Source organism: Paenibacillus sp. J22P169 (assembly GCF_059691995.1).
In genome coordinates this window covers 99,313-121,391 of sequence record NZ_JCAUAO010000014.1, presented here as the reverse complement: position 1 = coordinate 121,391, position 22,079 = coordinate 99,313, and the positions used below count along the sequence as shown (strand labels likewise).

The following is a 22,079-nucleotide window of genomic DNA, read 5'->3' as shown; positions in this document are numbered from 1 at the left end:
GGTTTCGTAGGATGAATCGATTGGATCTTATCATTCGCAAAGGGACTGTGGTCTTGCAAGATGAGTGTCGGCAGTTAGACATCGGGATACGGGACGGCAAAATTGCATCACTAGACGAAAACCTCGTGTTCTCGGAGCAGACTCCTGTTTATGACGCAGAAGGCTTAACAATTTTCCCTGGGATAATCGATGCGCATGTTCATTTTAATGAACCTGCCCTTGGCGATTGGGAAGGGTTCGTCACAGGCTCTGCCTCGCTAGCTGCTGGTGGATGCACAACCTATATCGATATGCCGTTAAATGGGGTCCCGCCTACAGTTCGACTCAGTGCGTTAGCAATGAAGCTGGGAGCAGCCGAAGGTCAATCCTACGTAGACTATGCCCTGTGGGGCGGTCTCGTTCCCGGCAATATCAGCGAGTTGAAGGCGCTTGCTCAAGCTGGCGTGATTGGTTTCAAAGCTTTTATGTCGTGCCCAGGCGGAGAGGGTGAAGATATCTTTACGGAAGTGGATGACGACACGTTATTTAATGGCATGAAAGAAATCGCTCGCTTGGGTCTAGTGCTCGCTCTTCATGCTGAGAGCGAGGAGATCGTTTCCAAACTCGCAGCTGAGGCTGTGCGAGCAGGCAAACGCAGCGCCTTGGACTTCATCGCGACAAGGCCGATTGCCGCCGAAGTGGAAGCAGTGAACCGTGCATTGGGTTATGCGAAGCAGACAGGCTGTAAGCTGCATTTCGTACATATCTCCTCTGCAGAAGCGGTACAGGTGATCACGGAAGCGAAGGCTCAAGGATTGGATGTTACCGTGGAAACGTGCCCGCACTATTTGGCGCTAACAGACGTGGAGGTGGAACGCCTCGGACCCGTTGCGAAATGCGCGCCACCGATACGAACGGCGGAAGATCAGGCTCGTTTGTGGGCGGAGCTAATGGAAGGGAGATTCGACATCATTGCATCGGATCACTCCCCTTCGCCAAAGCACATGAAACAGGGTGACTTCTTTGCATCATGGGGAGGCATCTCAGGGGCACAAAGCTCACTGGAGCTCATGTTGCACGAAGGCCATCTCCGCAGAGAGGTTCCGCTGCCGGAGCTTGCTCGTATGCTAGCACTAGAGCCAGCTAAGCGCTTTGGCTTATATCCTCGCAAGGGGGAAATAGACATAGGGGCTGACGCGGATCTAGCTTTGGTGGATTTGGCAGCGAGCTATACGCTGCAAGAGAGTGACTTACTGTATCGCCATAAGCAGAGTCCCTATGTGGGCAAAACGTTTGGCTGCAGCGTGAAATCAACCTTCCTGCGGGGAGTTAAGGTATATGAACGAGGTGTAGGTGTTAGAGCAGCGTTAGAGGGAGCTTGGTTGCGTCACAGTGCATCGATCGGAGGCGGGCTAGATGGCTAAAATGAAACAGCATCCACAGGAAGAAATGCTAGCTCAATATGGGGAGCGTATGCTGCTAGCGTTGGAGTGGCTGGCGACTTTTGGCGCCGATCCAAAAGGCGGCGTGACCCGACTCTTGTATGCGGAGCCCTGGCTCAAGGCGCAATTAGCACTGATAGACAACATGCAAAGCATGGGGCTCAAGGCAGATTTTGATGAAATCGGCAATGTGTACGGCAAATTGCAAGGATCGGACCCTTCGTTAAAGCCGATACTCACAGGTTCACACATTGATACCGTCAAAAACGGAGGGAAATACGATGGAGCCTATGGCGTCATCGCATCCATGATGGCGCTTGGCTATTTGAAGGCCGTGTACGGGACACCGAAACGGACCTTGGAGATGGTCTCCTTTTGCGAGGAAGAGGGTAGTCGCTTTCCATTGGCTTATTGGGGCTCCGGTCATGTGACAGGGGTACTCTCGCTAGCTGAAGGCACAGGACTTGCCGATCCGGAAGGTGTAACATTATTTGAAGCGATGGAGCAGGCGGGCTTTGAAACCTCGCAGAATCAGCCCTATCCAGCGAAAAGGAATGACATTGGGGCTTATATTGAAATTCATATCGAGCAAGGCGCAGTCCTTGAATTTAAAGAGAAGCAAATTGGTGTTGTAACAGCCATTGTAGGCCAAATTCGAATGACGGTCGTAGTTACGGGAACGCCGAATCATGCAGGAACGACCCCGATGACGATGCGCAAAGATGCGCTGGCCGCTGCCGCCGAAATGGTCGCGCTGACAGAAAAGATGGCACTTGCGGAGGGCGAACCTTTGGTAGCTACCGTTGGGCGCTTAGAAGTGAAGCGCGGAACATCGAACGTGGTGCCAGGCGAGGTCGAATTTACGTTGGATATTAGACATACTGATGAACGGAAGATAGAGGCTTTTCGCGCAGAATTGCTAGCGAGATTTATGGAAATCGCCGTGCGAAGAGAACTTCATATAGATACGGTGGAACATCTAAATGCCTTACCAGTGGCCATGGATAGCGGGATATCGGCAGAAATTGAGGCTGCCTGCGATTTCTATGGCTACGAGCATATCCACATGCCAAGCGGAGCGGGACATGATGCGCAGTTGTTCGGACCGATTTGTCCGTCTGCCATGATTTTCGTTCCAAGTCGTGCAGGGATTAGCCATAATCCCAAAGAGTTCACGAAGCCGGAGGATCTCATTGTCGGATTCCAGACGCTCGTTCATGTGTTATATCAATATGGCTACGGGGGAAAAGCAGATGAAAACTTATAAAGATTTATCACCCTCCCTTCGAACGATTATGACCCCAGGTCCAGTCGAGGTTGACCCAAGGGTGCTGAGAGCAATGTCCTATCCCATTCTAGGGCAGTTCGATCCAGAGTTTACGGAGTTAATGAATGAAACGATGGAGATGCTTCGAGAGGTTTTTCAAACGAACAATCAATGGGCGTTTCCCATCGATGGGACTTCCCGTTCAGGGATTGAAGCAGTGTTGGTGAGCATCATCGAGCCGGGAGATAAAGTACTCGTTCCGATATACGGACGATTCGGAAATTTGCTTGTAGAAATTGCGGAGCGCTGTGGGGCTGAAGTGACGATTATTGAGAAAGAATGGGGCGCTGTGTTTGACCCTGTGGATATCATTACAGCCATCGAGCGGGAGAGGCCAGCCATCGTGGCCATGGTCCACGGAGAGACGTCGACAGGCTGTGTCCAACCGTTCGATGGGATTGGAGCAGCTTGCCGTCAAGTGGATGCCCTTCTCGTCGTAGATGCGGTAGCCACCATTGGCGGTGTACCTGTGAAAACAGATGAATGGCTGCTAGATGCGGTGATTGGCGGAACGCAAAAATGTTTATCCGTACCATCGGGGATGTCACCGATTACGTACAACGATCGAGTCGAGGCGAAGGTGCTGCGCCGCAAAACGATTGAGCGTGGACTGCGGGAGAAGGGCTCTCCTGTTTCCTCGATTAAAGCCGTAGCGAGTAACTATTTCGATCTGGGACAGCTGCAGGACTATTGGAGTCCGAAGAGGCTAAATCACCATACCGAGGCTACAACGATGCTGTATGCGCTGCGTGAAGGATTACGCATTGTGCTGCAAGAGGGGCTGGATGAACGATTCTTACGTCATAAGCGTCACGAAGCGGCTTTGGTTGCTGGTCTGCAAGCCATGGGATTGACACTTTACGGGGATCCTCTCTGTAAACTACCAGTAGTGACTTGTATACGGATTCCCAATGGAGTCGATGGAGAAGCTGTACGTGCAATGCTGCTGAACAGCTTTAGCATTGAAATCGCCTCCTCCTTCGGTCCATTGAAGGGGCAGATTTGGCGCATCGGCACGATGGGCTTTAGTTGTAATCAGAAGAATGTGCTTCATGTCCTCGGGGCGCTGGAAGCAACACTGCATTGGCACGGTGTGGATATCTCGGTAGGGAAGGCGCTGCAAGCTGCACTGGCGGTATATGCTCATAAACGGGAGGAATAATCATGTTAAACATCATGCCACGAGCAGAGAGAGCCATGATTGCTACGCCGCATTATTTGGCTAGTTCCGTGGGGAGCGCAATTTTACAGCAAGGCGGCAATGCCTTTGATGCAGCAATTGCCATTAGTGCGACCCTGGGTGTCGTTTACCCGCATATGACGGGGCTCGGCGGAGATGCTTTTTTCCTCATGTATGATGCGGCATCGGGTGCATATACCGGATTTAACGGAAGCGGGAAGTCAGCTGCGAAGGCCACGCCTGATTTTTATAGAGAGCAAGGGATGGATCAGATTCCAAAGCGCGGCATTTTAAGCGCAATTACAGTGCCGGGTATGGTGGATGCTTGGTGGCAGGTGTGGGAAAAACACGGTAAGCTTCCGTGGGCGAGGTTATTGGATGCAGCGATTGGTTATGCAGAAAAAGGGTTCCCGATCTCGCGCAATTTACGGTTCTGGATGCAAAAGGATGAGCCGTTTATTCGGGCTTCTGTGCAGCTTAGTGCGTTGTACATGCGAGATGGCGAGCTTTTGAAGGAAGGTGATCGGCTTATTCAGTCTGACATGGCAAGAACGTTGAGACTAGTACAGCAAGAAGGAAGAGATGCTTTCTACACGGGCTCGCTCATGCAGAACATCATAGATAGCGTGAAGCTGGATGGCGGGCTGCTTGAGGAAGAAGATTTCCGTAGCTTCGCTGGAGAATGGGTGGAGCTGCTATCGACGACGTATCGCGGATATGAAATTTATCAAATGCCGCCGAACTCGCAAGGGTTTACTGCGCTCATGATGATGAATATGTTAGAACATATTAATATGGCAGCTGTACCAAGGGCATCGGCTAATTTCTATCATCTCATGTCGGAGGTGATCAAGAAGGCGTTCAAGGATCGCGATCGCTATTTGACAGACCCTCATTTTAGGGACATCCCGCTTGAAAGACTGTTGTCCAAATCGTACGCGCAGGAGCTTTGGCATGACATTCAGGCAAATCCATTGAAAGTCAGTGAGCATCACTCGCCAGCGATCGGTCAGGATACAGCCTATGCGGCGGTTGTAGATGAAGAGGGGAATTCCGTTTCTTTTATCCAAAGTCTATACTTCGATTTCGGAGCAGCTTACGTTCCTAGAGATACAGGCATTATTATGCAAAATCGGGGCTCCTTTTTCTCGCTCGATCCTGCATGCGCGAACGTGTTGGAACCACGCAAAAGATCATTCCATACGTTGATGCCCGCTATGGTAAGTAAGGCTGGAAAGCCTTATATGCTGTTCGGCACGCAGGGTGGAGAAGGTCAACCGCAGACGCAGCTTTCGATACTCACGGGGGTATTGGATTATGGTTTATCGATTCAGGAGGCCATTTCGCTTCCGCGTTGGGTATACGGACGTACTTGGGGAGAAGATGGGGATGCGCTGAAGCTGGAGCATCGGCTTGAACCTGAGGTATATGCAAGATTGAAGCAGTGGGGTCATCGTGTGGAACCCGTGAAGTCGTGGGATGGCATTATGGGGCAAGCGCAGGGCATTGTCATTGATGAGCATGGTTTTATGAGTGGTGCTGCGGATCCGCGTGGTGATGGGTTAGCGATTGGCTGGTAGTGGGCCCACGAGGCAAGTGGAGAGATGCATGGAATTAGTTTTAGTGTAAGCAGCTATATAAAGAAGGAGCGATGAGCGATGGAGGCCTATGACATTCTGCAAGCTGTGGAAAGTAATACGGGAGCACGTGTATTAGCAACAGTGATTCATGTGGAAGGCCACGCTTATCGCAAGCAAGGAGCTGTCATGCTGTTAATGGCAGATGGAAGCACGGTGGGGAGTATTTCTCCGGGGTGTTTGGAAGGGGACCTTGCTGCTTACGTGCCAGGCGTGTGGGAATCGCAAAAGCCGCAACTAGTCGAGTACGATATGAGGCCAGCCGATGACTTCGGTTGGGGGGAGACGATTGGGTGCGGCGGGTTGATTCGTATTTTACTAGAACCGCTTTCCGGAGAGCTGTTGGTTAACCTGCTGGTGGTGAAAAATAGATTAGATCAAGGTGAAGCTGTGGAGCTCATTCGCACCTATACCGATGGGTATTCGGATATTAGGTATGCGCTACGGGGATCAGGTATAGATGAGCAGGGGCTTTCTGCACTTTCTATGAGGGAGCCGTTTCGCTTTTTGACGAGTACCCTCATTATGCCAAAGCCAAGAGTCATCGTGTTCGGTGCGAATCTGGATGCGGTTCCGCTCGTTCAAATGGCTGCAAGCAGCGGCTTTCGAGTGGTTGTTGCGGACTGGCGTGAATCGTTCTGCAACGCAGAACGGTTTCCTGGTGTAGAAACAATGGTTGCATTTCCTGAGACATTAGTCGAAAAGCTTGCGCTGAATGAGCGAGACTATGTCGTGATCATGAGTCACCAGTTCGAGAAGGATACGGCCTTTTTCCGAGGGATTATGGCCTTTCACTTACAATATCTCGGAATTATGGGCTCCAAGGAGCGTACGGCCAAAATGCTGGAAGGCTTCGAACGTCCTGACTGGCTGCATGCGCCAATCGGTTTAAATATCGGCTCCGAGGGTGCGTTTGAGAATGCGATCAGCATTGCAGCTGAGCTGATTGCGATCAAACGTGGAAAACATGAAGCGGGTTCTTGGTCATCCCCTTTAGCTCATGGACGGGATGTCCAAAGCTTCTGCTCATGGTGAAACCGGTGAAGATGGTGAAACCAGTGAAGAAAAAGTTGGTTGGTGTCTACTTAGCGGCAGGGAGTAGTCGACGCATGGGGACTGCGAAACAGTCCCTTGAGCTGGCAACTGGCATCAGCCTCGGGGGTATAGCGCTGTTGAAGGCGCTCGCCTGCGCGGAGTTAGAGCAGGTGATTGTTGTTGTACGCGAAGGAGATACGCTGACTTGGTTGCCGGAAGAGGCACGCAGTCAGCACGCGAGTGGTGGCAGATGCCGAGTGGTCGTGTGTCCGGATGCAGGACTGGGCATGGCGCATTCACTTCGAGTTGGTGTTCAGGTGGCTGAAGAGTTGGGGGCTGATGGTGTCATGGTTATATTGGCCGATCAGCCTTTTATTGAGGGTTCGATGTTGGAGGGTCTGATTGACGCTTTCAACCAGGAGGCTGGTTATGACTTCGTTGCTAGCGGTGATGATGGAACACCTAAACCGCCTGCCATTCTGGGGAGCGGGATGTGGTCGGCTATTGCGGCGTTAGAAGGAGATGCAGGCGCGCGAGTGCTGTTTCGCTTACCCGCTTTTCGTGGGCAGATCATCGAGGCAGAATCGTTGGTATTTATGGATATTGATACAGTCCAGCGATATGAAGAGGCTAGAGACATATTTAAGCATCAAGTTATGTTAAATTAAATGACATATAATTAGCTGATGAGTGCATCGATACGAATGATGCACTATTTTTTTATATAAAAAAACAAAATGATGTTATGTTAGTTGACGTTAAATTCGAATATTGTTTATAGTAGATCTAATTTATTAGAGCGATTGAAGTAGATGAATGGTACCAGAGTAGAGGGCAAAGTGCCCAAGAAACGGAACGACATTCCGTAAGTGGGAGTGCGAACGCATAATGTCACCAAGCAGCAAGGCTTCTTCCGGTAAACTCAGAACCCATAACGAGCACGTGGTCATTCAGAAACTCTGAGGAGGGTTGAATATGTCAGTTCCAATGCATCAACTACCTGAGCAGCAGCCTTCCGTATGGCAGCCGACAAGTGTGGAGGAAGCGATCCAATTGAAGCACATATGGGGCAAAGATGCTGTCATTGTTGCTGGAGGTACTTGGCTTCGCACGCGCTGGGAAAATGGGCTTGCCCCAATGCCGCAGCATTTTATCAGTCTTGGACGAATTCTTGTACTCTCGGGATTAACGGTTAATTCCCAAGGTCAAGTTCATATAGGCCCTGCCCTAAGCATTGCAGATTTGATGAAAAACGAGCTGGTTCAGCAGAAATGTGGACTACTCGTGCAGGCCTGCTCGGAGATTGCGGCTCCGTCGATTCGGAACTTAGCGTCGATTGGAGGCAACGTGACGACACGTACAGGCGATCTGATTCCCGCACTGCTTGTTATGAATGCACAAATACGGTGCACAGATGGACAGAATGAACGAACAATTGCGTTGAAGGATTGGCTGGCTGCTCCACTCGAGGCTCATGACGAGATTATGACGAGTATGATTGTGGAGACAGAGACAGTAGGAAGTCTGGAGGGCACGGAGAACGCCGCTGAGAACCCTGAAAATGCTAGTACGACGGATGGACAGCTAGATGCTGCGAAAGAAGCGGGGATCATCCATGAGTTCTACCTCAAAGTAGGACGAAGAGAGGCATTTACACCATCGGTCGTCACGGTTGCGGGGAGACTTTCCCTGCAGGCAGATGGAACCATTGCCGACATCGCCTTAGCAGCAGGTGGAGGTACCGCGATTCCTGCGAGGTTTCCAGCTTTGGAAGCGGCAATGATCGGAAAGCCGTTATCGAAGGCAGTGTTGCAGACCTTGCACAAAGGCGTGATGGCTGATTTCAACGCTGTGGCGGATGATTATGCCGGGGTAGCTTATCGCAAACAGACGGCTGCGAATCTGATCATATCGGAGTGTTACAAAGCTTGGCGCAAAGGGGGCGGAGCCTATGCTCCTCAATCGTAATGCGAAGAAATGGATCATTAGACCTGACGGGAAAGAGAAAGTCACAGGTGAGCTCCGTTATCTTACCGATTTAACAGCGCCAGGCATGCTGCACGGCAAGGTGCTTCGGAGTCAATACCCGCATGCTTGGATTCTTTCCATCGATACAACTAAGGCTAAACAATTACCTGGCGTGCGCGCAGTTCTAACGGCTGCAGATGTGCCTGGATTGAACTTATTCGGTATTGCTTTTCCTCATCAGCCGGTGTTTTGTCAGGATCGGGTTCGTTATATCGGGGATGCGCTGGCCTCCGTTGCCGCAGATACGGAAGAAATTGCAGAATACGCACTAAGCCTCATTGAGGTCATGTATGAGCCGCTCCCTCTGGTGGATAATCCAGAAACCGCGTTGGAAAAGGGGACGATCTTGCTTCACCCCGAAGGGAATCTGCTCCATCAAACGGCGCTGCAACATGGGGATTCGAACATCGAGGCAGCTTTCCAAACCTGTGCACACGTTATTGAAGAAACCTATCTGACACCTAGGCAAATGCATACGTATATGGAAACCGAAGGTGGTCTCTTTATTCCTGAGGCTGACGGACGGCTGACCGTTTACTCGCCAACTCAGCACGGCTACAAGGATCGTTTTCAGCTAGCTCGAATCATTGGCATCCCAGAAGAGCAAATCAGAGTCGTATCCAGCCCGATTGGCGGTTCGTTTGGCGGCAAAGATGAGCTCAATGTGCAGCCATTCGGCGCACTGATGGCGCTAAGGACTAAGAAGCCGATCAAAATGCACAATTCCCGTCGGGAATCGGTCATTTCGGGGATCAAACGTCATCCGATGCGGATCACGATGAAAACCGGGACAGATAAAGAAGGACGCCTTATCGCACATCAAGTTCGCATCCTCGCAGATACAGGTGCCTATGCGACATTAGGCTGTGAAGTACTGAATTTTGCTACTGAGCATGCGATCGGCCCTTACAAGATCCCGCATGTTGATGTAGAGGGAAAGAGTGTCTATACGAATAATGGTGTGTCCGGTGAGTTTCGGGGGTTTGGCGGTAATCAGGTGATTTTCGCGGTGGAAAGCCAAATTGAACGACTGGCCGAGAAGCTCGGCATGGACGGGTGGGAGCTGCGCAAGCTCAACCTGCGCCAGCCAGCAGATCCTGGCCCGATGGGCCAGCAGATCGTGGCTACCGAAGGCGCGGCCCAGGTGTGGGCGAAGGCGCAGGAGTCGCCGCTCTGGGCGAAGCGCGCCAGCCATCCAGCGGCTGCGCAAGAGCCGTGGCTGCGCCGAGGCGTCGGCGCTGCACTGGTGATGCACGGTGCCGGGCTCGGCCTCGGCATCCCTGATCATTCCGGCGGCCGCATCGAGCTCACGCCGGAGGGCAAGATCCAGGCCTCCTTCGGCTTCGAGGAGTTCGGCCAAGGGCTCTATGCAGCACTCACGTTGATGCTGCAGGACTGCTTCGGCTGCGCCGCCGATGACATCCGCATCGTCATCGGCGATACGGACCGCGTGCCCAGCAGCGGTTCGAGCACGGCCTCACGCGCCACCACGATGATGTGGCGCGCGCTCCAGCGGTTGAAGCCAGCCTTCGTGCTGGCGCTGCTGGAGCAGGCTTCGCTGCTCTGCGGCGTCCCGGCAGCAGAGCTTGCAACCGGCGCAGGCGGGATACATCACAAGGGTGATGAATCGGGGGAGCCGGTTGTCACGTATGCGGAGGCCGCTGCGGCAGCAGTGAAGCCGATCCTTGCGCATACGGAATTCGACTACCCGACGACGCCCGAAGGGCGGTTCGGGGCGCACTACCTGTACTCGTACGCAGCGGCAATCGTAGAGGTGGAAGTCAATATGCTGACCGGACGGGTCAAGGTACTGCAGACCGATCACGTCATTGCCGCAGGTCCTGTGATTAATCCGATGGGCTTTCTTGGACAAATCGAGGGCGGCAGTGTGATGGCCTTGGGTTATACGTTGACCGAGGATGCCGTCATGAAAGATAGCCGCTATATAAGGCATAACTTAGATACGTACCTCGTTCCTACTTTCAGCGATAGCCCGCTTAGTATACAAGTTGAAGCCATTGAAGAGCTGCCTGAGGGAGATACATTTGGCCCTCGTGGCGTTGGAGAAATCGGTTCTGTCGGCTTGGCACCTGCGGTTACGGCGGCGGTAAGACAAGCGACAGGCATTTGGGTGAATCAGCTGCCCATATCACCAGAAGACATCGTGCAATCCATCGATTGGTTAGAAGGGGTGGAGGCCAGTGATTAATACATCTTTTGTACTAGATTGCTCCATTAACGGGAAGGCAGTGTCAATTCCAGTCCCAGCATCCAAAAGGATGTCAGCGGTTCTGAGGGATGACCTGTTGATGACCGGCACCAAGGTTTCTTGCGAGATTGGGCGCTGCGGCGCTTGCATGATTCTGCTCGATGGTCAACCTGTGAATTCCTGTTTACTGATGGCGTATCAAGCATCGGGTAAGGAGCTTACGACCATAGAGGGGATATCATCAGGTGAGGAGCTGCATCCGATTCAACAAGCGATGTTAGAGGAGGGAGGATTGCAGTGCGGATATTGTACCGCCGGCATGGTAGTCACCTTAACCGCGTTATGGGAAACGAATCCTGCGCCAACAAGGGCTGAGGCTGAGAAAGCACTATGCGGAAACATATGCAGGTGTACAGGGTATGAGGGGATTTTCAGAGCGGTAGAGAAATGCGGATTGTCCATAAAAAGAGAGGGGTAGAAGCGATATGAGAAAAATCATACTGTCCATAACTGCTATTATGTTAGTCATTTTGAGCGCCTGCTCCACAAAGAGTGCCACGACAGAATCGAGCACGGCTCCAGCCTCCTCGGCAGCTGCCTCCACTGCAGCAACAACAGAGAAAAAGCTGCCGAGAGTTGCTTTTGTCTATATCGGTGTTCCGGGGGATGGCGGTTGGACATTTGAGCATGATCAAGGTCGTCTGATGATGGAGAAAGAGCTGGGGATTAAAGCGACGACGGTCGAGAACATTCCGGAAGGCCCTGACGCAGAGCGCGTATTTGAAGAGCTGGCTCAGAAAAATGACATTATTTTCGGAACCTCCTTCGGATACATGGACCCGATGGTGGCGGTAGCGGCGAAGCATCCGAATGTGAAATTCCTGCACGCCACTGGCTACAAAACAGCACCGAACCTAGGAACTTACATGGGACGTGAATATCAAAGCGCCTACCTCGTCGGTATGGCAGCTGGGAAAATGACGAAAAACAATCATCTGGGCTATGTGGGCGCGTTCCCAATTCCAGAAGTTATTTATACCATTAATGCTTTCACGCTTGGCGCACAGAGTGTAAATCCGAATATCGATGTAGCTGTCGTTTGGAGTAACACATGGTTCGATCCAGCCACAGAGAAGCAAGCTGCTATTTCATTGCTGGATAAAGGTGTAGACGTGTTAGCAGCGTACCAAGATTCACCGGCCAGTATTCAAGCGGCTGCTGAGCGTAAAGTATGGGGGATCGGAAACGATTCCGACATGGGCAGATTTGCACCAGAGACGTACATATCCAACCCGAAATGGAACTGGGGCCCTTACTACGTGAAAACGGTGAAAAGTATCATGGATGGCACGTGGAAATCCGAGGCTTACTTCGGCAGTATGAAAGAAGGCATCACGGATATCGCCCCGCTTGGCAAAAATGTGCCAGCGGATGTAAAAACGCTAGTAGAGAAGAAAAAAGCGGAAATTCTGAATGGTACGTTTGAGGTGTTCCAAGGACCTATCGTGGATCAAGACGGCAAAACACGCTTCGAATCAGGTAAAAAGATGACAGACGAAGAAATCCTGGGCACGACTTGGTTTGTTAAGGGCATTAAAGGGATCATTCCTAAATAGAGTACGAAGGATGTGAGTGGCGATGACAATACAAGATTTCGCATTAATTCATGAGTGGCACCCGGTGTTGTTGTCGTCAGCACTCACGGATAAGCCAGAAGCTGTTGTTGTACTAGGCGAAAAAGTAGCGGTATTCCGCACCACGCAAGGCGTTCACGCCTTTAAAGACTTATGCATTCATCGCGGTGTACCGCTCTCACTAGGGAAAGTAAGCGGCGATGAGCTAGTATGTGCGTACCATGGCTGGTCTTATAACGGTTGCGGCACATGCACCAGGATTCCTTCCTTACCGAAGGAACAAGCGATACCCTCGAAGGCCAAAGCATTCGTGTACGCCTGTTTAGAAGCGCATGGTCTGATCTGGGTGTGCTTAGGGACACCTGCTGGACCGCTGCCTAAAGTGAGCGCCTATGTGCCAGAGGGCTTCAAGGAAGTGTTCATGGGACCCTACACCCTGCAAGCAGCAGGGCCGCGCATTATCGAAAATTTCCTCGATGTGTCCCACCTTATGTTCGTGCATGAGGGGCTGCTGGGCGATAGTGATTTTGCTGAAATCAATGATTATCACGTGCTGGAAGAGGATGGCGTTCTGCGTTCTGAAGAAATCATCGTCTATCAGCCGGATGCGGATGGGACAGGGCGCGGGGTAAATAGCCGTTATGTGTATGAGGTATTCGGTCCTTTATGTGTAGCTTTTACGAAGAGAGACGATGTGTCTGATCATATCTTTCGGTTATTTCTGATGGTGCTGCCAGTTACAGAGCAGACGAGCGTGGCTTATATGCTGAAGCAAAGAAATTATGCGTATGACGAGCCCGACGAGGTGTTTATCCAATTCCAAGACCGGCTCATTGAGCAGGATCGGATCATGGTTGAAAATCAGAAGCCGGAGCTGCTGCCGCTAGATTTGCAAGCCGAGCTGCATTTGAAGTGCGATCGCTTGAGCATTGCGTACCGCAAACGACTTCGTGAGCTAGGCGTCACATTTGGGACAGCATAGCGAGAATTGTCGGATCTGGGAAGAGTAGTGCGAAGGTCATGCATACGAAATAAAAAAAGGATTGTATAATTAGCAGAAGCTAATATGCAATCCTTTTTTGTATTTGGTAAAATAAGACTACTAGACTACCACCAATAGATAGAACGAACTTCGGAATCACTTTGTCTCATGATCGCAGACGCTGAAAAGGTTTTGGTCATAGCAGCGTCTTCTTGCGTTGACAGCGGCTGAGCTACCATGAAGGAATCAGATTGCTTGCGCAATTCTGCTCGCTTTGCTGCATGTACGGATTTTTGTAATTCTGGGTTTAATTGAATAATGGTCATGGTTCCAGCTCCTCATAGGACTTTTAGCTTACAAGGAACATTATAGCAAAATATTGGAATTTAGGGGAGAGATAATTGAAAATAGCGAGGAAAGTTTGGGTTATTTCGTGCGTCATAGTAATCATAGCTTTGCAGATTTGGTGTACATATATCACCTTCCATTTCCCATATAACGGAATTTATCTGGAATCACCTCGTACGGGGGAGTGGGTCGTCAGCAATCTTGAGAAAAATAGTATGAGCAATGGCATCCAGCCAGGCGATAAAGTCATTGCCATCGATGGAAAGCCGACAGAAGAATCACCTACCGTAAAAAGGTGGAACGTTGTGGGCAAAGCCAATACGGTCGGCATTGAGCGCGAGGGTGTCGTAGAAACGATCGATTTAAGAAGTGGCAGTTCATCAGTCTTCGACATCATTTCCTTAATAGAAGAAGCAGTGTGTCTGTTCATGTGCTTGCTCCTGCTAGTGAAGGAAAGTCGATCACCATCCGCACGGTTACTAGCCTTCTCTTTCCTTAGCGCGGCTATGATCTTTATGAGTTTGAGCGCTTCTACACGAGGTGACTTGATCGGGAAGCTGATCATTGCCAGCTCGATGATGGTGCTGCCGATAGTTTTTCTACACTTTCTAGTTATATTCTTCAAGGAAAAAGGGGATCTAGAGTTACCCAAACGGCACTTTAAATACTTATACACCATTGCGTTTATAGCTTTTCTATCAAGAGGTTTGTATTTTTTTCCGTCGATGGCTTTCGTATATCGTTTTGACGGCTCCTTTACGATGGGCTTCTTCATTATCGTTATATCATTAAATCTAGTTCTCTTATCAACTTTGTTTTTGAAAATTAGAAAAGTGAAAACGCCGCTAACAGCCATAGTGAAGAGTGTGTTTTACTCTCTACTTATCTCGTTTTTGCCTATCATCTGTCTATCCTTTCTACCTCAGTTAATCTTTGGCGACTGGATTTTGGATCCGATCTACACGAGCGGGCTGCTGCTCATTTTTCCAATTACATTTTCCTATTTAATAGCATCGGATCAGTTATATGATATCGGTCTTGTGGTGCGGCGTGTTGTGTTTGCCTGCCTTATGGCGGTTGTACCTGTCATTCTGTTCACGGGAGCGTTTGCACTTATTTTTCATGGGGAGACAAACAGTAAACAACTTCTATTTATATTCAGCGGCTCGCTCTTCCTAGTATCTATCATGTTGTACGCAGCAGAATATTGGACAACGCGATTAGAGCCTTATTTGTTCCCAAGAAAATATTTGCTGAAGTCTGCATTAAAAAAGATATCCAAAAACCTGGGTACAATTTCCAGTTTTCGTGATTTAAAGGATATCATCCTTGTAGACATCGTGGGTACGATGCAAGTGGCAGGCGGTGCGATTGTTTTTCGGCATAAAAATGATATTGAAATTATTTGCGAAGGTGAAATCGATACGGCGGAAATTCAGCGTTTGGTGAATTCTTCTGACATGCTGGATCATCCTTACTATACATTTATGGAAATGAACTGCCATGAGGAGTACACGAGCTATCTGATCGTGACACGGAAGAAGACGAACACACGGCTCGCCAAAGAAGAATGGCAATGGCTGCAGCTGATTACCTCCTATTTGGAAGTAGGGATGGAGAATGTGTATTTGATTCGTAAGCTGACCGGCAGGCTCCAGCAAATGGTTTCCCATCTCCCGCAGGAAGAACATCTCTGGTTACGGAAAGTTATGTTCGAGCTGCAGGAGGAGGAACGGGTTCGAATTGCAACTGATCTTCATGATACAACGATGCAGGATTTATTTTTCCTCAAGCGAAGATTAACCACATTGGCTGAAAAGCCATCGATGCGTCAAGAGGATCGTGAACAGCTGAACAGTATGAACAACTTTGTGGAAATGATCAATGCCAGCTTGCGTCAGAGCTGCTTCGAGTTGAATCCACATCTGTTGAAAGAGGTAGGCTTGAAGCAAACCTTGAAGACGTTCGTTGAGAAGGAATCCTATACGACGCCGTTCGAGATTTCGTTCCGAGCAGAGCAAATTTCTGACATCGAAGGCAAGGATTTATCGGCCAAACGGCATATCTTCCGGATCGTGCAAGAATTACTTAACAACGCTAAGAAACATTCACAGGCGGCCAATGTTAGCTTTCACTTGTGGGAAGAAGAGCACTTCTTTTACTTAAGTTACCGGGATGATGGCGTAGGGTTTCTTGTGAAGGAAGAGGTTGCAGTAGAAATTGCCGCATCAGGTATGGGGCTTGCCTATATGAGAAGCCGAGTACTGCATGTAGGCGGCAGCTTTGAACTAGAGACCGCAGTGGGGGAAGGGACCCATATCTTAATCACAATACCAACTGAGGAAGTGATGTCAGCATGAGTGAAATCGTCAAAACATTAGTAGTCGATGACCATCCGTTATTCGCGCGGGCAACGAAGACGTTGCTTGATGAAATAGATCGTATCGAGGTTGTTGGGGTTGTTAGTAATGCCAAGGAATGCTTGGAGTATGTGAAGCTTCATCAGCCTGGGCTCGTATTTCTGGACTATCAGCTTCCCGATCAGACGGGCACAGAGGTTGCCGCGCAGCTCAAGCAGCTGTATCCGCATATCCATATTGTCATCTTCACTGGTATTGAGTTGGCAGGCATTTATAATAAATTGATTGAAATGAAAGTAAGCGGTGTACTCTCGAAAGAGTCGACTGAGCGGACAATTAAGAACATGGTGTATTGTATTTTAGATGGATATACGATGATTCCGCTGTCCTTTTTTAACCAGATGCAATTAAATGAGGCCGATGCAGGAGAAGAATGTGAGCTGCAAGAGGAAGAAGTGCTCATGATGAACATGCTGGTTAAAGGGGCAACACACGAACAAATTGCGGAACGCATCTTCATGAGCAAGCGAACGGTTGATAATTATTTACGTAAAATTTATGACAAGTGGGGCGCCAAATCAAGGACAGAAGCTTTGGAGAAATTTATCAAAAGTAAATACTACACTTGAAAGTAGGCACTTTACATGCAGGACATTCAGCAGCATATGGCACGGATGATGGATGATTATATGTTTGACGAGGATTTGAAAATACTGCTGAGATCATGTATGTCAGATAAGGAGACCTCGAGTCTTTCTTGGTCCAAAGTCACGTTGTGTACACACGCTATGCTAGGTGGGACTTCGCCTGACATTCATCGCCGTGCGGCATTGACAGAGTTGGCTGTGCTTATCCTAGATATTGTAGATGATCTACAGGATCAGGATAGCGAGAGCAAGCCTTGGATGCGAGTTGACACGGCAAGTGCGTTGAATGCTGTATTAGCGCTAATTATGGGAGTTGTAGGTGAATTGGGCAGGCTGAATGCCAGCGGAAAGATGCTGGTCGAAATCAGCAAGATCATTGCTAGGTCGATTAACGGCCAGCATAAAGATGTGACCAATGCGGTCTCCACCGTCGATGAATACCTGTGGATGACCCAAGAGAAATCGGGTTCCCTATTCCGTCTTGCTTGCTTCTTGGGCTACTCCGATACAGGGTGTACGGAAGAAACGATAGAGCAGCTGCATCAGATGGCCGATTGCGTGGGACTCCTCCACCAGATTCAAAATGATGTACGGGATCTCGTTCGCTATGATGAGAAAAGTGATTTAATGGCGAAGAAACGGACGTTGCCGATCTTGTATTTACTCTCCATTGAAGATGAGACTTACTCACCAGTGAAAGCCTATTATGCTGGGGAAATCACGGCTGTGCAATTTGCGGAGAGTGAAGAAAAGGTAAAAGAGCTCATTCAGGACTCTGGCTGTTTGGAATATGCTCGGATTGTTCAATCGGTCTGTATTCAGAAGGCCGAGGAGATATGGGGAGAGCTGCAGGCATTGTCGCCTTGGAAGGAAGAATTGTTAACGCTCACCTTGGGCGATTTCATAAAGTTAGGTGTTGAAGCGGAGCAGGCGTAGCGCCTGCTCTTTCTATCGTCTAGAAAGGGTGGAAGATCATGATTACAGTTGCAGCAGATGGAAGCGGAGACTTCATTAGCATTCAAGAGGCTGTTGACCAAATCCCCGCGGGGAGAAGGGAGCCGACAACCATTCACATCAAAAGTGGTGTGTATAAAGAGAAGGTATACATCGATAAGGGATGGATTAACTTGATTGGCGAAGGCGCGGAAACGACCATTATCTCGTATGGTGATTATGCGAAAAAGTTGTTTCCGAGTGGAGAACCTTACCACACGTTTCATTCTTACTCGGCTTACATTGGCGGGGATCATATTACGGTGGAGGGTATCACCTTCGAGAATACAGCGGGGAGCGGGGATATTGTGGGGCAAGCGCTGGCTGCTTATGTCGATGGAGACTGTGTCGCCTTTCGCGATTGCCGATTCCTCGGGCATCAGGACACGCTGTTCACAGGACCATTGCCTCCGAAACCGCGAGATCGCGGCAGCCTTGGCGGTCCAAGGGAAGATGCACCGAGACATCCGGTGAGGCAGTATTACGAACGCTGCTATGTGGAGGGGGATGTTGATTTTATTTTTGGCTCGGCGACAGCTGTCTTTCAAGATTGTGAGATTGTCTCCTTGGGACGCGGCTGGATCACGGCAGCATCTACCCCACAGGATGTCCAATATGGTTATGTATTTCTGAGGTGTAAGCTGACTGGTGATGCGCCTGAGAATTCTGTGGGGTTGGGAAGACCGTGGCGGAATTATGCGAAAGTCGCTTTTATTGATTGCTGGGTAGGGCCGCATATTAAGTCTGTGGGCTGGGATCGATGGAATGAACAGGAATCGATAGATGAGGTTAGGTACATGGAGTTTGGAAGTAGAGGACCAGGAGCTGTAACGAGTGGCCGTGCAGAGTGGGCAAGTGCATTGAGCGCAAGTGAAGCGGAGAAGATGACCGTTCAGGGAATTCTTGCAGGTAAGGATGGTTGGGACCCCGCGGTTCCGACAGATTCGAAGATCGGTACATGATAGAAGAGAATATAGAAGCCGTCAGGGATGATTCATGACGGTTATTTTTTGTGGAGGGAAGGTTGTTAGTGTTGACAACCATTCTCACTAAAACTATAATAAATACTATATTATAATTATTATAAATAAGTATAGCGTATAATGAAAAACGAAAGAGGAGGTTACCCTAATGGTTAAACATGATCTGAATCAAGCTTTGCAGCGGATGCGGGCTAGAAATATCCCGCTAACACCGCAGCGGCGCGCGTTACTTGTATTTTTGTATGAGCAAGAAGGATTCACAACGGTGAAAGACATTTGCGAGGCGATGGTCGGTGAATATCCGCATCTGAACGCGATGACGGTTAACAGTTCTTTGCATGTTTTTAAAAAGCTCGGATTAGTGAATGAGTCGACGGTTAGCGGAGCCTCTTTACGATATGAAGCAGCTATTTGTTCGTGAGTGGAAGAAGGGAAGAGGGGCATTCGCCCCTCTTTTTTCGTTTACTGTTGATTAGTATCCTAAAAGACGACCATTATCATGCCATTGTCCATACATTTTATTAACACGGGTATGTTCAATAAACTTGGCTAGTCGATTATGGTACAACGCTTCATCGTTCCGCACGGACTGGATATTATCGATCTTGATTCGAACATAGAGTTCTGGCAGGCCCTGAAAATGGTGATAAAGCACTTCGTCCTGGCGTAATTGCGCTAAGATATCTTCATGAATGATAAAGGATTTGGTGTCCATGTCTGGCAATACCTTATATCCTGCTTCTGTCATATAGCCTAATTTATCTAACCGCCGGACGCGTTCTTTATTGAGCTCTGTCCAGTTACTCTTCTTTTTCCTGGGGGAATAGCGTTGCGCGGTTCGAGTGTCATCTAATTTTTTAATGGTGCTATCAATCCAGCCAAAACACAAAGCTTCTTCAACAGAATCTAAGTAACTTTCGGAATGGCGACTTGTAGGAACTAACCAACAATAATCTTCCGTGCTGTGATTATCACTAAGCCACTTTCGCCAATCTTGTCTAGTGTGAACAGGGACGATTTTATCTATTATCATTAGCTTCAGTCACCTCTGAGTCTCATTATAAACAAATACACTGACACCTGCATGTCAGTAGGTTGCTGGTTTTCAAACGATACCAGCCCCTTTTCTTTAATGTTACTACGTCAAATTGTCGAAAAATATGAAGGTTCTTCATGCAAGCGAATTCGTAGTCTGTGAACAAAGGATATTCTTATCTAGAGATGTAGAGAAACGCTTCTTTGCTCTTTACAGGAAAAAGATTGAAAATGTGCCTAAAAAGCGAACTATTTAAAAGAACAAAGTCATAATCGTTCGTTTTTTCAAATTGACATGGCACGTTAGTTGGTAGTAAACTAGGAAAGCGGGAAATGAAGCCGCACTAATTGAAAATGTCGAATCAACTCGTATAAAATCAGGAATAAGGCCTGGAAGTATCTACCCAAAAACCATGAATTTTTGGACTACGAGGAAGCGAATGAGGGGAACCATAGGAAATGATGGTCTTTTTGCATTCGGTTCTTTTGCTGTCCAGCGTATAGAATCGTGAATTCTAGCTCTGGGCATTTTTATTTATATATGAAGGTTTTAAAAGTCGACGTTCAGAAAGAGGTTTGAGATGACGGTACGTGTTGGTGTAATTATGGGAAGCCAGTCGGATTGGGAAACGATGAAGCATGCTTGTGATATGTTGGATGAGCTGGGCGTAGCCTATGAGAAAAAGGTCGTATCTGCACATAGAACGCCAGATCTGATGTTCGAGTATGCAGCATCGGCCATCGAACGTGGACTACAAGTCATTATTGCCGGAGCAGGCGGTGCGGCTCATCTACCAGGAATGGTAGCAGCCAAAACTGAGCTTCCGGTTATTGGTGTTCCAGTCAAAACGTCTACGTTGAATGGTATGGACTCTCTACTCTCTATTGTGCAAATGCCAGGCGGCATTCCAGTTGCTACGGTTGCCATCGGTCATGCAGGTGCAACGAACGCAGGTTTGCTCGCTGCGCAGATTCTGGGCGCTTTTGATCCGGAGATCCAAGCGAAAGTGAAAGCACGCCGCGCACGTATTACGCAAACGGTGCTAGAAAGCAGTGACCAGCTATGAGCGAGGCATCCAGCGGTAAGGTGATCCAGCCAGGAGGCACAATCGGCATCCTTGGCGGCGGACAATTAGGGCGCATGCTTACGCTAGCCGGACGCAACATGGGGTATCGCTTCGTGACGCTCGATCCGACGGAGGACGCACCATGCGGCCAAGTAGCCGATGAGCAAATTCAAGCGAATTTCGACGACGTTGAGGCAGCTAGAAGGCTAGCCGCACTGTCGGACGTGATCACGTACGAGTTCGAAAACGTCGACGCGCACGTCACCAACATCTTGATGGAAGAGTCCTATGTTCCACAAGGCAGTCATCTTTTATACACCACACAGCACCGTCTTCGTGAGAAGAGAGCGATTGAAGCGGCAGGTGTCCCTGTTGCCCCATACGCGGAAATCACAAGCGAAGCGGAGCTGCGGGAAGCAGCAGAGCGCTTCGGTACGCCATGCGTACTCAAAACCGCTACAGGCGGTTATGACGGCAAAGGGCAGTGGGTGCTTCGCTCATTAGACGAAGTGGCACAAGCCTATGAAACGTTAAGCCGCGCCAAAACTGAGCTGGTTCTCGAACAATTCATTCATTTTGACAAGGAATTATCCGTTATTGCAGCTAGAAGTCCACGCGGCGAGGTTAAAGCATTTCCTGCTGCTGAAAATATACATGTTCATAATATTCTGCACGAATCCATCGTGCCGGCACGTATTCCTGTGCCTGTACAGAAGGCAGCCGAAGAACTGGTGATTCGCATCGCTGAGTCTCTCGGTGTGATCGGGCTCATTGCGGTTGAGCTTTTCCTAACCAAGGATGGTGGGCTCTATGTGAATGAGCTTGCGCCACGCCCGCATAATTCTGGGCATTACACGATGGAAGCTTGCCGGACCTCACAGTTCGAGCAGCACGTACGCGCGATTTGTAACTTGCCTCTTGGTTCAACGGAATTGTTGACGCCAGTAGTCATGGTCAATTTGTTGGGTGAGCACATAGCTCCCCTGCACGATCAACTAGCGCAGCCAGGCTTTCTGGAAAATGAAGCTTTAGGCGTAAGCGCGAAGGTTCATTTGTACGGCAAGAAGGAAGCGAAAGAAAAACGCAAAATGGGTCACATCAATCTCCTAACGAGCGATGTCGAGAAAGCTTTGACTTGGATAGAACAGACAGGCATTTGGGAAAGTAAGTAAATGAAACTCATTGGAGGAACG

The 22,079-nt window shown here is 49.2% G+C and carries 20 protein-coding genes and 1 riboswitch; of the genes, 18 read left to right on the top strand and 2 right to left on the bottom strand.

Going from position 1 to position 22,079, the window contains the following annotated elements; translation table 11 throughout:
• Window positions 1-11: 11 nt before the first annotated feature.
• The 11 genes from allB (at window position 12) to AC58QG_RS33835 (ending at window position 13,453) form a co-directional block, all read left to right on the top strand.
• The gene (allB, locus tag AC58QG_RS33885) at window positions 12-1,403 is read left to right on the top strand and encodes an allantoinase AllB (protein ID WP_497366422.1); all 1,392 of its coding nucleotides are present in this window, start codon (window positions 12-14) and stop codon (window positions 1,401-1,403) included.
• On the top strand, window positions 1,396-2,688 hold the full coding sequence (locus AC58QG_RS33880) for a Zn-dependent hydrolase (protein ID WP_497366421.1): 1,293 nt from the start codon (window positions 1,396-1,398) through the stop codon (window positions 2,686-2,688). Before allB ends, AC58QG_RS33880 begins: the two co-directional genes overlap by 8 nt.
• Window positions 2,675-3,910 (top strand): pyridoxal-phosphate-dependent aminotransferase family protein, encoded by a 1,236-nt coding sequence (locus AC58QG_RS33875; protein WP_497366420.1) that lies wholly within the window; start codon window positions 2,675-2,677, stop codon window positions 3,908-3,910. The genes AC58QG_RS33880 and AC58QG_RS33875 overlap by 14 nt, the downstream gene beginning before the upstream one ends.
• Window positions 3,911-3,912: 2 nt before the next feature.
• A complete protein-coding gene (ggt, locus tag AC58QG_RS33870; RefSeq protein ID WP_497366419.1) occupies window positions 3,913-5,508 on the top strand; it encodes a gamma-glutamyltransferase in 1,596 nt (531 codons plus the stop codon).
• A 78-nt stretch (window positions 5,509-5,586) separates the two neighbouring features.
• Window positions 5,587-6,600: an XdhC family protein gene (locus AC58QG_RS33865; RefSeq protein ID WP_497366418.1), complete on the top strand. Its 1,014-nt coding sequence runs from the start codon at window positions 5,587-5,589 to the stop codon at window positions 6,598-6,600.
• The gene (locus tag AC58QG_RS33860) at window positions 6,594-7,268 is read left to right on the top strand and encodes a nucleotidyltransferase family protein (protein ID WP_497366417.1); all 675 of its coding nucleotides are present in this window, start codon (window positions 6,594-6,596) and stop codon (window positions 7,266-7,268) included. The genes AC58QG_RS33865 and AC58QG_RS33860 overlap by 7 nt, the downstream gene beginning before the upstream one ends.
• A 307-nt stretch (window positions 7,269-7,575) precedes the next feature.
• Window positions 7,576-8,568 carry an FAD binding domain-containing protein gene (locus AC58QG_RS33855; RefSeq protein ID WP_497366416.1) on the top strand — a complete coding sequence of 331 codons (993 nt, stop codon included), beginning with the start codon at window positions 7,576-7,578 and terminating at the stop codon, window positions 8,566-8,568.
• The gene (pucD, locus tag AC58QG_RS33850; RefSeq protein WP_497366415.1) at window positions 8,552-10,837 is read left to right on the top strand and encodes a xanthine dehydrogenase subunit D; all 2,286 of its coding nucleotides are present in this window, start codon (window positions 8,552-8,554) and stop codon (window positions 10,835-10,837) included. Before AC58QG_RS33855 ends, pucD begins: the two co-directional genes overlap by 17 nt.
• The gene (locus AC58QG_RS33845) at window positions 10,830-11,315 is read left to right on the top strand and encodes a (2Fe-2S)-binding protein (protein ID WP_497366414.1); all 486 of its coding nucleotides are present in this window, start codon (window positions 10,830-10,832) and stop codon (window positions 11,313-11,315) included. Before pucD ends, AC58QG_RS33845 begins: the two co-directional genes overlap by 8 nt.
• A gap of 7 nt (window positions 11,316-11,322) precedes the next feature.
• Window positions 11,323-12,453, top strand: a complete 1,131-nt coding sequence (locus tag AC58QG_RS33840) for a BMP family ABC transporter substrate-binding protein (protein ID WP_497366413.1) — start codon at window positions 11,323-11,325, stop codon at window positions 12,451-12,453.
• A 22-nt stretch (window positions 12,454-12,475) separates the two neighbouring features.
• Window positions 12,476-13,453, top strand: a complete 978-nt coding sequence (locus AC58QG_RS33835) for an aromatic ring-hydroxylating dioxygenase subunit alpha (protein WP_497366412.1) — start codon at window positions 12,476-12,478, stop codon at window positions 13,451-13,453.
• Window positions 13,454-13,578: 125 nt separating this feature from the next.
• Here AC58QG_RS33835 and AC58QG_RS33830 read toward each other — a convergent pair whose 3' ends face one another.
• Window positions 13,579-13,779, bottom strand: coding sequence for a hypothetical protein (locus tag AC58QG_RS33830; RefSeq protein ID WP_497366411.1), 201 nt, complete (start codon window positions 13,777-13,779; stop codon window positions 13,579-13,581).
• Between the two features lie 237 nt (window positions 13,780-14,016).
• Between AC58QG_RS33830 and AC58QG_RS33825 the strand changes: the two genes are divergently transcribed.
• The 5 genes from AC58QG_RS33825 to AC58QG_RS33805 all read left to right on the top strand — a co-directional run bounded on the left by AC58QG_RS33825 (window position 14,017) and on the right by AC58QG_RS33805 (window position 19,205).
• Complete coding sequence (locus AC58QG_RS33825) at window positions 14,017-16,161, top strand: ATP-binding protein (protein WP_497366410.1); 2,145 nt, start codon at window positions 14,017-14,019, stop codon at window positions 16,159-16,161.
• Window positions 16,158-16,790, top strand: coding sequence for a response regulator (locus AC58QG_RS33820; protein WP_497366409.1), 633 nt, complete (start codon window positions 16,158-16,160; stop codon window positions 16,788-16,790). The genes AC58QG_RS33825 and AC58QG_RS33820 overlap by 4 nt, the downstream gene beginning before the upstream one ends.
• 15 nt (window positions 16,791-16,805) lie before the next feature.
• Window positions 16,806-17,744, top strand: coding sequence for a polyprenyl synthetase family protein (locus AC58QG_RS33815; protein ID WP_497366408.1), 939 nt, complete (start codon window positions 16,806-16,808; stop codon window positions 17,742-17,744).
• 38 nt (window positions 17,745-17,782) lie between these two features.
• Window positions 17,783-18,763: a pectinesterase family protein gene (locus AC58QG_RS33810; RefSeq protein ID WP_497366407.1), complete on the top strand. Its 981-nt coding sequence runs from the start codon at window positions 17,783-17,785 to the stop codon at window positions 18,761-18,763.
• Between the two features lie 169 nt (window positions 18,764-18,932).
• Window positions 18,933-19,205: a Fur family transcriptional regulator gene (locus AC58QG_RS33805; protein WP_497366406.1), complete on the top strand. Its 273-nt coding sequence runs from the start codon at window positions 18,933-18,935 to the stop codon at window positions 19,203-19,205.
• A gap of 51 nt (window positions 19,206-19,256) precedes the next feature.
• On the opposite strand, the gene AC58QG_RS33800 is transcribed toward AC58QG_RS33805, so the two are convergent.
• Window positions 19,257-19,817 carry a YdeI/OmpD-associated family protein gene (locus AC58QG_RS33800; RefSeq protein WP_497366405.1) on the bottom strand — a complete coding sequence of 187 codons (561 nt, stop codon included), beginning with the start codon at window positions 19,815-19,817 and terminating at the stop codon, window positions 19,257-19,259.
• Window positions 19,818-20,166: 349 nt separating this feature from the next.
• Window positions 20,167-20,268, top strand: a riboswitch (purine riboswitch).
• Window positions 20,269-20,400: 132 nt separating this feature from the next.
• Here AC58QG_RS33800 and purE point away from each other — a divergent pair.
• Window positions 20,401-20,886, top strand: a complete 486-nt coding sequence (purE, locus tag AC58QG_RS33795; RefSeq protein WP_497366404.1) for a 5-(carboxyamino)imidazole ribonucleotide mutase — start codon at window positions 20,401-20,403, stop codon at window positions 20,884-20,886.
• Window positions 20,883-22,058, top strand: coding sequence for a 5-(carboxyamino)imidazole ribonucleotide synthase (gene purK, locus AC58QG_RS33790; RefSeq protein WP_497366403.1), 1,176 nt, complete (start codon window positions 20,883-20,885; stop codon window positions 22,056-22,058). Before purE ends, purK begins: the two co-directional genes overlap by 4 nt.
• Window positions 22,059-22,079 lie beyond the last annotated feature (21 nt).